At 42.5% G+C, this 14,384-nt stretch carries 13 protein-coding genes and 1 tRNA gene; 8 read left to right on the top strand and 6 right to left on the bottom strand.

Annotated elements, in window-relative coordinates; translation table 11 throughout:
- Positions 1–7: 7 nt before the first annotated feature.
- The 5 genes from HUB64_RS13765 to HUB64_RS13745 all read right to left on the bottom strand — a co-directional run bounded on the left by HUB64_RS13765 (position 8) and on the right by HUB64_RS13745 (position 6,395).
- A complete protein-coding gene (locus tag HUB64_RS13765; RefSeq protein ID WP_173497195.1) occupies positions 8–2,839 on the bottom strand; it encodes an archaeal ATPase in 2,832 nt (943 codons plus the stop codon).
- A gap of 426 nt (positions 2,840–3,265) precedes the next feature.
- Positions 3,266–4,522 carry a Y-family DNA polymerase gene (locus HUB64_RS13760; protein ID WP_173497194.1) on the bottom strand — a complete coding sequence of 419 codons (1,257 nt, stop codon included), beginning with the start codon at positions 4,520–4,522 and terminating at the stop codon, positions 3,266–3,268.
- Positions 4,523–4,930 (bottom strand): LexA family transcriptional regulator, encoded by a 408-nt coding sequence (locus tag HUB64_RS13755; RefSeq protein WP_173497193.1) that lies wholly within the window; start codon positions 4,928–4,930, stop codon positions 4,523–4,525. It abuts the gene before it with no gap.
- 61 nt (positions 4,931–4,991) lie between these two features.
- Positions 4,992–5,156 carry a hypothetical protein gene (locus HUB64_RS13750; RefSeq protein ID WP_253724223.1) on the bottom strand — a complete coding sequence of 55 codons (165 nt, stop codon included), beginning with the start codon at positions 5,154–5,156 and terminating at the stop codon, positions 4,992–4,994.
- Positions 5,157–5,558: 402 nt separating this feature from the next.
- Positions 5,559–6,395 (bottom strand): hypothetical protein, encoded by an 837-nt coding sequence (locus HUB64_RS13745; RefSeq protein ID WP_173497191.1) that lies wholly within the window; start codon positions 6,393–6,395, stop codon positions 5,559–5,561.
- A gap of 375 nt (positions 6,396–6,770) precedes the next feature.
- On the opposite strand from HUB64_RS13745, the gene HUB64_RS13740 reads away from it, so the two are divergent.
- From HUB64_RS13740 to HUB64_RS13705, 8 genes are all read left to right on the top strand, one after another.
- Positions 6,771–7,547 carry a hypothetical protein gene (locus tag HUB64_RS13740; protein WP_173497190.1) on the top strand — a complete coding sequence of 259 codons (777 nt, stop codon included), beginning with the start codon at positions 6,771–6,773 and terminating at the stop codon, positions 7,545–7,547.
- A 95-nt stretch (positions 7,548–7,642) separates the two neighbouring features.
- Positions 7,643–8,926 (top strand): hypothetical protein, encoded by a 1,284-nt coding sequence (locus tag HUB64_RS13735; RefSeq protein WP_173497189.1) that lies wholly within the window; start codon positions 7,643–7,645, stop codon positions 8,924–8,926.
- A 136-nt stretch (positions 8,927–9,062) separates the two neighbouring features.
- Positions 9,063–9,998, top strand: a complete 936-nt coding sequence (locus HUB64_RS13730) for a site-specific integrase (RefSeq protein ID WP_173497188.1) — start codon at positions 9,063–9,065, stop codon at positions 9,996–9,998.
- Positions 9,995–12,028 carry an AAA family ATPase gene (locus HUB64_RS13725; protein WP_173497187.1) on the top strand — a complete coding sequence of 678 codons (2,034 nt, stop codon included), beginning with the start codon at positions 9,995–9,997 and terminating at the stop codon, positions 12,026–12,028. Before HUB64_RS13730 ends, HUB64_RS13725 begins: the two co-directional genes overlap by 4 nt.
- A 34-nt stretch (positions 12,029–12,062) precedes the next feature.
- Entirely contained in the window at positions 12,063–12,569 is a 507-nt protein-coding gene (locus tag HUB64_RS13720; protein ID WP_173497186.1) for a hypothetical protein, read from the top strand.
- A gap of 69 nt (positions 12,570–12,638) precedes the next feature.
- Positions 12,639–13,082 carry a JAB domain-containing protein gene (locus HUB64_RS13715; RefSeq protein ID WP_173497185.1) on the top strand — a complete coding sequence of 148 codons (444 nt, stop codon included), beginning with the start codon at positions 12,639–12,641 and terminating at the stop codon, positions 13,080–13,082.
- 19 nt (positions 13,083–13,101) lie between these two features.
- Positions 13,102–13,506: a DUF2787 family protein gene (locus HUB64_RS13710; RefSeq protein ID WP_173497184.1), complete on the top strand. Its 405-nt coding sequence runs from the start codon at positions 13,102–13,104 to the stop codon at positions 13,504–13,506.
- Between the two features lie 131 nt (positions 13,507–13,637).
- Positions 13,638–13,970: a YegP family protein gene (locus HUB64_RS13705; protein WP_173497183.1), complete on the top strand. Its 333-nt coding sequence runs from the start codon at positions 13,638–13,640 to the stop codon at positions 13,968–13,970.
- Between the two features lie 129 nt (positions 13,971–14,099).
- On the opposite strand, the gene HUB64_RS13700 is transcribed toward HUB64_RS13705, so the two are convergent.
- Positions 14,100–14,186, bottom strand: a tRNA-Leu gene (locus HUB64_RS13700).
- Between the last annotated feature and the right edge of the window lie 198 nt (positions 14,187–14,384).

Raw genomic sequence — 14,384 nt, 5'->3', positions numbered from 1 at the left:
GTGGTCATCATTTCTTGCCTGCCTTGTCATCAGAAGAGGGAGTGGTACTCCCCACTGGTGACCTTGAGTCAGCGTATTTTGCACCTGCGATTGTAGCTGAGTTTAGGGATTTAATGATTTTATCGAACGATTTACTTTCATCAGGATCGCATTGTGCAGTCAAATCATTCCAGTCATCTTTAGAAAACAACTCAAACCCGACAATATTAAAAATAAGATCACGAAATCCTTCTTCTTTTTTAAGTGATTTCGTAGAACTATTAACACCACCAAATGGGAAGATAAATGGATGAAGGATAGGACAACTAATTAACAGGAAAAATAGTGGATTAGTTTCACTCCACTTCTTTCTCGATTTCTTCAAAACAGAATCCATAATCCTGAGTTTTGTCTCAAACTCTCCTACTGATGTAACCGGATTAAGCCGCAAACCGTCCCCAATATAGTCTTTATCCTCCACCGCATGATATAGACTTTCCTCAACCAAAACAGCGTGAAGAAGAGCTAAAACATTAAACCGCATGATCTTTGCGGCATTAGAGTGCATAGCAATAACGCCAAGCCGAGCGTTTAGTTTATTCAGCCTACTTTTATGTAAATCTTCCACGTTACTAATATTAAAATAGAACCTAGTCCATATTTTACCTATCAATATTGCAGAAGGCCGAATTCTGCACTCTAACTTTTGGACACTATTAAGCCACTTACTAATAGCATCAAACGCATCTTTAAATTCCGCTTCAACAGTTTGGTCAACACGGCCTGATGCATAATCCTCCTCGCTATCCGCTTCATCATCTACCTGCACGGAATTTTCGTCGTTATTATCAGCAGAATTACCAGTCTTCACCTCCGCGCGCGCAGCAGCATTACTCCAAGGAGGCGCAATACAAGTAGGTTGAGATATAGTTTTATTGAAAACTTTAGTAGCAGCAGAAAGATCACTTGAACATGCAGCGATATCAGAAATAGCGCCAATCAAGTTGAAAACACTGCTAAAATCCATCAAGTTACTTGATGCAACCGTACTTAAAGATGCAGCCATTGCTGCTTTAGCTAAACCACTTTCTTTATCAAGTTTAAAATAGTTAAAGTTCTCTACTTTCTCTTTTTTTGAACCACGGTTCAATTGGACTTGGCCGATGAAAACTCCAACTTTTCTGTCGGTACTTGCATCCGCTATGACAGCAGAACAACGGTTAGCCCAATGAGATGCGCTTTCATTTCTGCCAACTGACATGTAAGCAACATACTCACTGACAAGCTGCTCAAACTTTTCCTTATCATTTTCCGCCTGAACTAATCCAGAAACGAACTGGTTAAATATACTGACCGAACCACAACCTACTAAAAGCATCTGCAATACTTTGGAAAGACTTCCCTGACAGTTCTCACTTACCTGAGATGCCAAATAAATCGAACAATTCCTTAATGCCTCACTCTCAGACTGAGGCCGCAAATAAAATCCGGTGTTAAAATCACGGTCCTGCTTTACATAGGTAAATATATCCTTACAGAGCGAATCCATACCAAACCGATGTTGTTCATAATTTAACCCTGCGCGATAAATGCTGCTTAGCATCGATCCATACAAGGCATTTCTGAGTAACTTCGGATCAGATTTCTCATCGCTGTCTTGCTCAACTTCGATTTTTACCGATTTAGCACGATACTTTTTGATATAGAAATCCTGAAGCACCTGCATCAATAACCGCACAGGCTGCTTCAGCAGTTCATTCACATACATATCTGCATCAGAGCCCGCCCTCAAATTAAGCCCTTCTCTAACAGCACTTCCAATAGCCTCGCGAACTTCTATGGCAGCATCTGCGCTCATATCAGGCCTAGTTTTAACCCTGATTTTTTCGTTTCGGACTTTTTCCTTTTCGCCTACCAGTTGCAGCATGGTTTTCAGCTGAATACGCTTTTGTACCGGAAACAGTTTTAATAAATATTGCTGTTCAAGATGTTCAACCATATAGCCCCGCTCGGCTAAACGGGCGCTCTCTTTTTCCTGATCGAGCAACGTTTTGCTGTAATTTTCGTATTGCTTCCCACGAATCAACTGGGAATATAGGCGCAAATCACCTGTCGCCACCACCACCAATTTCTGGCTATTAAAGAATCTACGAATGGATTCGAGCACATCCCAACCCGTATCAAACTGGGTATCGATGTCGTCGAACGAGATCAAAATGGCCTTGCAGCCAAGAATTTCACATGCACATTTAACCAATTTATCAAAGATTTCTGACAAGTCTTGGCCACCGATGGAGTAATCAAGCTGGGCATCCAGCTTCAAGGCGTCACTGAAATATTCCGGCTTGTATTCCTTGTCGGTCAGGAGATGTAAACCACGCTTGAGCTGCTCAAGGTGGCTCTGCCAATCTTCCTTTTGTTTTTTATGGTCATTCGATGACCAATTCCCTTTGAACTTATCGGACACTATTTTGTTCAGGCGGGCGGTCACCGTGACCAGAATGGGTTCATGACGCGGCAGCTTAGTTGGGTCGATGGTCGGCAGACATTTGATTCGACCATTTGAATCATCTCCATCGTTGTTCAGACGTTTAACCACGCTGTTGATAAAAGTGGTTTTACCCGCACCACGAGTACCATCCACAAAAAACACATTACGACCGGACTCATCAATAAACCGTGTTAGTTCAGCAGATTTATCAGCGTCAGGAGGGGTAACCGAGTTGCGGATACTCTCGACCAACTGATCACGTAGAGATTTCTGAATGAGATCATCTTCTTTGGTACTGCCCGGAAGATTGGGGGCGAACAAGTCGATGATGATATTCTCGGTAGTTTTAGTCTGTACGCTGTCTGTCATGTCCGTATTGATCCATTAATTTTGATTTTCACCAGCCTGTGCATCAGAGCTGGAGCTTTAAATTTCCACTGCATTGATTGATGCAATGCTCTACGTAGGTGGTGGTTTCGCCACCACCCAAGCTAAATAGCTAACAGGAGCGCTCGTAAAACTGAACACCTCACTTACTCCCCAACCAGCCTTCATTTACTGCCCGTTCGATCTGTTCGCTGATCCATTGATGCGCTTATGGGATGCCAACTTATGGTATAACTATATGTTTTCATGATGGTATCATAGGAGTAGCGAAAATAGAGAACGAGAAAATACGACGAAGTGAGGGATTTTCTACACACTTCTCAAATAACATTATAAAATCTATCAGAAACTCTTGAAATGAGACTGATGAGGTTCGCTTTCTGTAGCTAGGAATAAGGTAAATCCTCGTTAGCACTTGATGCGCGGTACACTTCGCCACTTAGTCGTATATTGAGGTGTCAATAAGTCCCTCCGCATTGCCCATTTATGCTCTATGCCTTGAGCAGCAATAAACAGAGTATCACTACCATATCGTTGGTTAATGTGATCGAGTGTAAGCATTAGCGCTGGCTTTGCTGTCGGTGGATTGAACAGGTCTAATTGGCTATGTTTCTCGCTCGCTAAATCAATCAAACCTACGCCTATCTTGTAATAGCGTACACCTTCACGAAATAGCTTGGGTGCGGCTTCACATATAGCCTTATTCAGCTCGACCGTACAGTTAGTTGGACAAGGAAAGTGCACCATTGTTTTATAGCTAACAGGACGCTCATCATGGGGAGAGTTAGTAGCAAATAACAGCATAGTTTTGCAGACGGAGCCTTGTTTACGCGCTTTTGCTGCGGCGATACCAACATGCTTACTTAATGCTTGCATTAATGACTCAAAATCAGTGATTCGCTCACCCATGCTTCTTGTCGAGAATATCTGCTTCTTATCAGCCCTTGCTTCATCCCACACCTTGCATACTTGGCCGTTAAGCTCTCGTACTGTGCGCTCGACTTCAATGCTGAACTGTTTACGGGCTAATCCTGCTGGCATGTTAGCGAGGTCAAACGCTGTACGGATATTCATCAGTTCGAGCTTGGCACTAAGCCTACGTCCTATCCCCCAAACATCACCCACTGCAAGCTGCTTTAAAATACTGATACGGTCTTGGTCATTGTCGATAACACCGACACCTTTATAGCCCTCTATCTTCTTAGCAGCATGGTTAGCTAGTTTCGCCAGCGTCAGGGTTTTAGCAATCCCCACACAAACAGGTAAACGGGCTTCTTTCCATACAGCGCGTCTTATCAATTGCCCTTGGGTATGCAGGCACTTTATTGCAGGGTAGCAGTTCTTAAACGACAGGAAGGTTTCATCGATACTGTAGACATGCTGCTCAGACGCAAATCGGCCAATGATATCCATCATCTTGCTAGACAAATCAGCATACAGTTCATAGTTAGACGAACACACAATAACACCACGCTCTGCACAGAGTACTTTGACTTGAAAGTAAGGCACAAACTTCTGAATACCCGCTTCTTTAGCCTGTCTATTAGCAGCAACAATCATCCCATCGTTATTACTGAGTACAACAACAGGCTTACCACGCCAATCAGGCCGGAACACCTGTTCCGCGCTACAGTAGAAGCTATTGGCATCGACTAGCGCAAACATCTACTTTTCACTCAATAAGGGACTTTTACGGTGGCAACGGATAGAACGAGTAATAACCCCTTCAATACTAAATTCATCGTATTCGTGAATGATGACAGGCTGGTGTTGTGGATTGGAGGAAAGCAGTAAACGGCGGGGTATATCAATGATTTTGCAAATAAACTCCCTATTTAAACTGGCAACAATCACATCGCCATTACGCGCTGTTTCATGGCGGTCAATAATGAGTATATCTCCATTAAATATACCTTTACCTTGCATCGAATCCCCTTCTGCAAAGGCGAGAAAAGTCGAGCTTGGATGGTTAATCAATAACTCATCCAAACTTAGACCTAGTTGAGAGTATTCAGCAGCAGGTGACTCAAAACCAGTAATACCTGCACGGGCAGGAATAGGGATAACACGCATAGCAATAAACCACTGTAATTACATACAGTGATTATAGTCGTAGAATAGCAGCTAGCAAGAATTATTCAGCGACCTCAATGTAACACCATTGATTCTTCTCTTTATCGAAGGTCACGTTAATGTTCATTGGGTCGGTATAGCCTTGTTCAGCTCGGAGGGATGCAATCTCGCTTATCTCTGCTAAGTCATCAATACACAGTGGCTGCATTAATGTGTATAAAAACATTACTATAAAGCCGAACAAGGTTAACAGGATTGAAGTGACTAGAACCTGTATAGGTCGGAAAATCATGAAGTTAGCCATCCTTAGCCAGAGAATTGAAATACCTTTATTAATATGACGATAGCAAAGATTTTTCTTGAAGCAAGGGAGGGCGGGAGGTGATTTTGCATTAACTTAACAGGCCAAAATCTGTTGCCCACAATAGCTATCAGTATTTTCATCAGTGTAGGAAGTTAGCGATATAGATTAACGCACCTAAACCGTTACAGTGCATGAAAGCCACTCATAAAATTTAATTATAAATTGCGGGCTCGCAATTGGTGGAGAAAAAGTAAAATCGAAAGATGTTAAATTTTCTGTTATCTTAACTGACGTTTGCTTGATGGCATCATTAACATGAAATTTCTAGTGCTTATGGTCATTGTTCTGCTTCCTCTTGATATCAAGGTATCGACGATAAAAAACGTAGTACTTCTTGATGTTACAAGTAAAATATTCCCATAGCTCAACATGGTTATCTTTTTTGAACTTTCTCTCATGACTAATACATTTAATCTTAAATGAGCACTCTATTATAAAATGTTTAAAATTCCGTCTTAGTTCACTACCGCCTTTTATTAATAACTCGTAAGACTTTAAGTTATCAATTACATTAAAGCATATATTTGACCTCCTGCAATCAAAATATTGTATTTTAGAACTATTTGTTAATGGGTCTATCAAAATGAAGTAATTACTTCTTTCCAGCTTTAACTCACCATATTCATTGGTGGTATCTTTAGTTTTTTCTGACAAAGTTTTGGCTTTAACTGTTGCATTTATAACTTTCAACCTTTTATTAATATGATTTTCGCATGAATTACACTTTTTAACTCGTTCATAGTTAAGAAACATCTTAAATGTAATTGGAAATAGACTTGTCAAAATGTAAAGTTCGACCCATCCATTGAAGTATTCAACCCCGTATCTAAGGTTAGTATTTTTATGCATCCTCCTTAACTCTTTATACTCTTCCATATATTCATCAATAAACTTAACCTCATTGTCAACAATCTTTTTCCTTCTTTTATTTAAATAATCAAAAAGTCCTTTTTGCAGGTTTAATGTGAGCAAAGTCCTCCTTTTATCCACATAGCCTAAAGTCACCTCGCCAGTCTTTAAGGATTTGTATATAGCAAATTCTTCTTCATCAAACCCCATATAGGGGTTTTTATCCGTGCCCAACCTATCGTATCCGCTCATATTTTAACCAAAAAGAAATTAAAAGCATAACAACATGTTTTTTATCATAAATTTATTTTTTAATGCTTTATTACGCCTGCAATCGAAGTTTATATGTTTTAACGGTATTTATCTAGTCTCAGAATAATAAAATGAAGTTAAAAAACGTAAAACGATGAAAAAATCAAGTAGTTACAAGTCATTATGACTGTATTAAATTGAGCTTAGCTCGGAGGATTGCTCGGCACTGAGGAATTTTGGAGCGAGGACTATAGACAGTTAGATGACAACATAGAAGGTACACATGAAACATAATCAAACTACAAGCGCTAATTCAGAGCCTGATTTTAAATTTGTTAAAACAATCATCAATAACAAAAAGGCACTAGAGGGGGGTTGTCTTTAAACTCAAAGAAAATGAAAAAATTATGCAAGGCTTTAACTGGTTCATCTAATTTAACAAAATCAATACTTTACATAATCTACACCAACGGCGGCTATAAAAACATTGGCTATTCATCTTTCAAAGCGTTTGTAGAAAATGAGCTGAATATTACATACGATGCCGCATGGAAACAAGCCCGCTCAGCGAAGATTGCCTATTCCATATGTGGGCAAGCAGGCATAAATTTATTTAGTGATAGCTCAATGCTTGCAATGACAGACCTGAATAATGAGGAAATTAATGAAGTTAAATTATTGATTGAAAGTAAGTATGGTAAAGAAATGACTACCGAAGGTAAATATACTCAAAAAATTGTTGAGGAGGCAATTGATGCTCTCCGGGAGAAAATCATATTAATCGAACGTCAAAACGATAGCTGCGCAAATGAATCGCAAGATATAGTTGATATGGATATCCCGCCGGCAGAGGGCTGCAATTTAGAAATGTTTGACTCAGAATACTCATGCTCAGGTGAGCGCAGCATGCCAGTAATCGAACCAAATCTAGTTTCACCGCCTGAAATAGAAAGTGCCTTTAAAAAAGAGTCAAAGAAAACCTTTAGCGCCTCACTTAACCAATTTATATTTTTTTTCACAGATGAATCCTGCGAGAAAACTAATATCAAAAAGGTTTTTTTGGCTTTTTTAAAAACAAATGCAGGAAGTAATGAGAAAATATTAAAGCTAGCAATAAAAATGCTAAAGAAAAAATTAAATGAATGCAAATGAAAAACTCACTACATTGGCTGGTTCAGATTTAAGCGAGCACTGAATCGGCTTTAAGCTTTAGCTGTAAAACCCCATAGATCTAATAAGGCATTACCATGAATAACAACCAAATCAAATCAGCTATTAATAGTACTATGCTTAATAGTTATAAGTACTTAGATAGCAGTAATAATGATATTCACATTACAATAGATAACTATTTAGAAGCTGTCATTCAGTATCGTGTTAGCCATAACAAGTTTGTATCTAAGGCTATGCATCAGCGTCTAGCCGAGCATACAGCGCTAAACGTGATGGACACTAAAGCGCTCAAATACGCATTGCAACATGCCACTGTAGGTACTGTCACTGATAGCATTAAAGGTCTGCATCTTCAGAGCCGTTTGCTTGAATCTCAATTAGCCAATCCACAGGCATGGGCGTGTTATCCCATCATCGATAAGCTGCATATTACTGTGGATGTGGCTGAAGATGAGATTGATGATTTATACAATCAATCTCCGTCTATCTTTGAAAATAGCCAATTTAAGTGTTCTAAGACAAAGCCCAAGCGCCAGAAAGGCCAATTCTATAGAGATGTACTGACATTCTCATTAAAGACTGATAAGACTGCGCAAATACGCATGTTCTTTGGTGATTACGCTAAAGATCGTAAAACTAAGCACAACAAGCTAAGAATTGAGTTTATTCCTGCGCGGTTTACGCCTAAACAGATTAGCGAGTTTTTTTATCTGCTAAAGCGCTCTAAGTGTATTAAAGACTATAAAACCAAGATGAAAGGCGCAAACGTTACACGTTGCGATATCGCCATTGACTTTTTGTGTGTTCCTACACCACTGGTGATTGTCGATAAGCCAAAGGTTAAGCATTTTAATAATCACAGTGAGCATGAGAATAAGGGGATGCGCTTTGTTCAAACGATGTACATCTGCAAGCAAGGTGATAGCCATATCGTCGTTTATAGCAAGCCAGAAAAGCTGTTAGAGATGAGTTCTAAAAAGGCAAAGGATCGGCTTCCTATGCTCATTAATGAAGATAGTAATCCGTTAACGGTAACACGTTTCGAAAACGCCTGCCTCCCTCAACAATCTGGCAGTACTCTGTTATTACAAGACCTGCACAAGATGAGTCACCTGTTTAAGTCTGTCGAAATCTATCGCCCTGAGATACTCGGCAACTTAGATGAGGCAGAGCGCAAATTAGCACTAAGAGATGGACTAATGATCTATTTGAAAGATGAGTATGATGAAGCCGCCTTTATGGCGCGAAGTGACATGCTTCAGCGCCATGCGATGTTTATCAATCGCAAAGCGTTTAAGTCGATGCAAGAGAAAGTGCTGCGTAAGTTACGAAAGTGCATCATATCCCCTAAGGCTTAGCCTCGCTAACCGTGTCAAAAACAGTGGCTGAAATTTAGGCTCAAAAGTGATACTATGAATGTGTTTCTAGTATCACTTTCCCTTCTCGTTCAACCCTCTAAACACAATTCAATTTATACACTTACTGGAGTTATCTATGACTACAGCGACCCCTTATGCGCTGTATTTGAGCCGCCTGTCTATTAATAGTCAGCGCTCTATCAGCTCACAAATGCGCAGTATTGCGCGACTCATGCAATGGCAAGAAGACAGTCTCGATGACAAGCTGTGCCAGATAGACTATCAACAAGCACTGCAAATACGCGCAATGATGACTCATGCGCAGTGGTCAGCGCGTTCTATCAACCGCGCCATGATAGCGATTAAGAACATCGTCAAAGTGGCGGCCTTGATGAACAAAGCCGATTTATCGCAGGTCGCTAACTTGCAGACCATTAATCAAGTAAAGCACGGTGAGCATCAAGGTACGCCGTTAAGCACCGAGCAAGTGACCGCGGTATTGGATTACTTTAGGGCTCAAAAAGGCACCTTTGCTACCCGTAATCTGGTGATATTTAGCCTGTTCTTGGGTACTGGGTTGCGCCGCAGTGAGTTATCGGCGTTGATGCTGAGTGACTACGATGCCAACTTGCATACCCTGACAGTGGCTGCGGGTAAAGGTAACAAGAGTCGCACCTTGTTCTTACCTGAATGGGTAGAACTAAATCTGTTGGCATGGCTTAAGTTGCGTCAGCGCCAGCAGGGCTATTTAGTGTGTAAGTCGACGCTGACTGGCAAGCTTAAACTTACCGAGCCAACCACCCCAACGGCCTTGTATCGGTTAGTTAAAGATACCTTGTATGAGCTAGGGGTAGATAACGTATCACCCCATGATTTACGCCGAACCTTTATAACTCGCTTGCTTGAGCAAAATGTGGATATCAATACCGTGCGCCAAATGGCAGGACACGCCGATATCAGTACCACCACCATTTACGATAAACGTGACCATGCGTTTATGAAGCAAGCCGCTGCGATGCTGGATTACATCCCGCCGGATAAACCCATTAAACGGGGGCGCGGCAGTCGATGATAAACGTCAAACCCATCGCTAAACACGCTAAGCATTGTTATTACCTTGCAACTCAAATCGCCGAAGACTTATTACTGTCAGCCGTCAATTATGGCTTTGAGTATATGCCGTCTTATGCGATTAACTCGTTAGTGGGTATCAAGCTGCAACATGGCATTAATCATGATATCGACAGCACCCTCGCGCTCTTTCCGCCTAAGGATAATCACCCTCTAATGGCAGAAACGGTGCAGCACAATGCGCGGTTTCTGTGTGAACTGTTTAAGCTAGATGCCGCGATGAAACCCATGATGGTACTTATCATCGTACTCAATGCCAATGCAGGGCTCAAAGAGTTGCTTAACCTGCTAGCCGACCATGATGCGGATATTCTCATTCATTGGTTAGAGCAAGAAACAGGGCTTAGCAGTGATGATATTCATGGGCAACTAGAACCTTTAGCCCGTAATCGCTTTATTGAGGGAGCAGCATTACTCCTACCGCATTTGTTGAGAATACCTGAGCCGTTTAGGTTATTGCTGGTGACTGAAAAGCTCACTCGCCGTGAAGCCTTGCTCGCGCCGATTATCAAGCACAGCCCTACTGCACAGTTCAAGCTGAAGCAATTTGAGCATGTGAATGCCGATTTAGTGTATCGCTATCTAAGAGCTGCCATGGCTCAGCGGCTGAAAGGCGTTAACATTTTACTCTATGGGGCAGCGGGTACAGGCAAGACCGAGCTATCTCGCACCTTAGCAAAGGCACTGCGGCGCAGCTTAGTGGAGGTGCAAAGTGTACAGTTTGAGGATGGCAAAGTGACTGATGAGTTCTTGAGTAAAGAGCCCACTAGCCAACGCTTAACCTACCTTAATCTACTTCAAAGCTTGCTCGATGGCTCAGATGAAAGCCTGTTATTGGTTGATGAATGCGAAAGCGTGTTTAAGCATGCCGATGAGCATTATTCCAAAGAAGGCTTAATGCGCTTACTGGAAACCAATCCTGTACCTGCTATTTGGATTACCAACCATGTATCGCAACTTGAACCAAGCTACATACGCCGCTTTAAGCTAGTGATGGAAATCCCTGTGCCCGATGAAGCCTTTAGCTTTGCCATGAGTAAAACCATGCTCAAATCACTTAAGGTATCGGATACGTTTCGCTTGGTGTTAGCTAGCAAATCTAATGCTGCTCCGGCATATATTGCGAACGCCGCCCATGTGGCAAGTACCCTAGCCTTAACAGGGGATGAGGCTGAAATCGTGGTATTGGATGTTATCGATGCCACTCTTGAAGCCTGTGGTGAAGAGTCGCCAGCGGCTAAGTATCAAGGCCAGCTAAGTTTTGACCCGAGTTGCTTAAACCTTAACGCCATCGATGGACAAGATACGCAGTCCATTATCTGTGATATCGACACCGCGATAGCCAACAGCCTCCCTGTTAGGGTGCTACTCAATGGTCCCCCAGGTACAGGCAAAACAGGCTGGGTACATCACTTAGCTGAAACCCACGGTATGGATATCATGCACATCAAGTGCTCAGATGTACTGAGTAAGTATGTCGGTGAGAGCGAGCAGAACATTGCAGCGCTGTTTAGAGAAGCGCACAGAACAAAGAAGCTAATGCTCTTTGATGAAGTCGATAGCTTGCTCAGTCAGCGTGAGAGCGCTCAAGCGCAGTATGAAGTGCAGCTCATCAACGAACTGCTGTCACAGCTTGAATGCAACACTATGCCTGTGTTTGCCGCGACTAATGCACTCAGCGCTATCGACAGCGCAGTGATGCGCCGCTTTGACTTTAAACTGACCTGTGACTATCTGACGGAGCCACAGCGCCATACCTTGTATAAGCAAGTATTGGGTATCACTAAGTTAACCCAAACCGAAGTAGACCAACTTCACGCACTACAACAATTAACGCCCGGCGACTTCGCTATCGTAGCAAGGCGGATGTTATTTCAACCTAACCAAAACCACAGAGCCACTGCGATTGCTCTGTTAACCCAAGAAAACAACCGTAAACAAGCCACGCGCCGCATTGGCTTTATCAACTAACCCCAGCAATACAACCCACGAAAAGGAACACCCCATGACAACATTATTGAGTTCGCTCAAGGTTATCGCTCGCCCTGAAATTGCCGTTAAGCCACCTATCATCGGCAAAAGAACCCGCTTGGCTGACAAGCTTAAGCAGCAATTAGATATGGCCGAATGCTTTATTCAAGGCAGCGAGTTTGAAGCCTACCGCGAGAAAAGTGTCAAAGACCCAGAGACAGGAGAGCGTAAGAAGGTGCGCCGCCGTATCACAGTACGCCCATGGTACTACGACAGTGAAGGTCACTATTACTTCGAAGTCCGTATCGGGATTAAGCCTATCGAACTGGTAAAGGATAAACCTGCCATTGATGTCGGTGATAAAGCCCTGCTACCTGACACCATCAAGCTGATTATCGATGCCGTGGAGAAAGGCGAGCTAGATGAGTTCATCCTCAAGGCATCTAAGTTCCCGACCAAGAAAACTAAGGCTAGCACTGAGGCCAGTAAAGAACCAAAGAGTGAGGCGAAGAGCGATACCTCAGCCAAAACCCTCAAGTAATGCACACACTATCAGGAGCGAAAGGACTTCCTTCTGCTCCTGAGTCTTTAGCACCAATAGGGATAGACCATGGCGATTATCCGAGAAATCAATGTCAAATATCAGTTCAAAGAAACCCCGTGCGCCTTGGCCGAGCAAGCCATCACACGACCTGAAGATACCGCGCAGGTATTTGACTACCTTAAGCATGAAACCAAAGAAATGTTTATCGTGGCAAACCTGACAACCCAGCACACCATTAATTGCGTAGAAGTCGTGGCGACAGGTTCCGTGAACGGCATCAGTATGCGACCCGTCGAAGTGTTACGCACAGCAGTCATCCTCAATATGCCCAGCGTTATCCTTGTTCATAACCACCCTTCAGGCGATCCAACACCAAGCACTAGCGATATTCAATTCACCCGTAAAGTCATTGAGTGCGCCAAAGTGCTGGATATCAATGTCCTCGACCATGTGATTATTGGCCTTAACCGCTTTACCAGCCTTCGTGAAACCCACTCCGATTTATTCTAATACCGACTAAGGACACAAGATGAATACCATCAACAAAGAGTTGGCCTTGCCTGTCTCTGGCAGACTGCTATTGGCATTAACCCCGTTTATCACTAACCAAGCCGACAATGCCGTAACGATTAACTTTCGTGATCCGGATTACAGTCCCCAACGGGGTGGCTTTCATCCCGTGGAGATAAGGCTAGAGAAACACGCCGAGCAATGGCAGTTATGCTACATCACCGACTTTTGCTATGTCGGCTATCAGGGACAATGGGAGCTGGTTAAAGAACTGGACTTTGACTTTAGCTGCGGCGTATTTCAAAGCATCAGTGGCATATTAGTCATCGAAGCGGCAACTGAGTTTTACCCGATATGGGAACAAAACTTCCTATGCTATTGGCAGGAGTTAGAGGTTTTTAATGTCATTGTGTCGCCAGATTAACCCTCAAAACACTCAAAACCGCCGTAAAAGTCACATCTCAAATAAAATGAAATCGACTACACTGATGCTCAAGCAGGAAATGTCTTCCTTGCTTGCGCTATGCACTGTCTTAAAGAATAAGGAGCAAACCCATGTCAGGATGGTATGAATTAAGTAAAAGCAGTAATGAGCAATTTAAGTTTGTATTAAAGGCGGGAAATGGAGAAGTCATTCTCACCAGCGAGCTTTACACAGGTAAGAGTGGTGCGTTGAACGGTATTGAATCCGTGCAAACCAACTCCCCAATCGAAGCCCGATATGCCAAAGAAGTGGCTAAAAACGAGAAGCCGTATTTCAACCTCAAAGCAGCCAACCATCAAATCATTGGCACTAGCCAAATGTATTCGAGCACTGCTGCGAGAGATAACGGGATTAAGTCGGTGATGGAAAATGGAAAAACAACCTCCATCAAAGATTTGACCTAGGCAAGTATGCCCAGTGTGGTGCTTTGCAGGAAGGTGAATGATGAACTCTAGCAAAGTAGCGTGTTGGTAAGTATCTAACATGACTGAATTTTAGATACAAAAAAACCGACGCTAAGGTCGGCTTTGAAGTGGTACCAGTGGCCGGAGTCGAACCGGCACGCTTTTAAGGGCGCGGGATTTTGAATCCCGTGTGTCTACCAATTTCACCACACTGGCATTATCTTCAATCTCAAAAACTTTGCAAATCTTTGCAAGGATTTTGCACGTTAATTCTTTTCAATTAACTTTTTATATCATCAGCTTAGTGAAAATTAAGCTGTAAACACTGTGACTTTGAATCCCCTGTGTCTACCGATTTCACCACACTGGCATATCAAATATGCACTTAGAAGCAATCAAAACAACTGGCTGTCT

The sequence above is a fragment of the Shewanella sp. ISTPL2 genome, from assembly GCF_013283205.1.
In the GTDB taxonomy this organism is placed as follows: Bacteria; Pseudomonadota; Gammaproteobacteria; order Enterobacterales; family Shewanellaceae; genus Shewanella; species Shewanella oncorhynchi.
The sequence above is the reverse complement of the archived record's forward strand: the minus strand, read 5'-3'. Positions and strand labels throughout refer to the sequence as shown.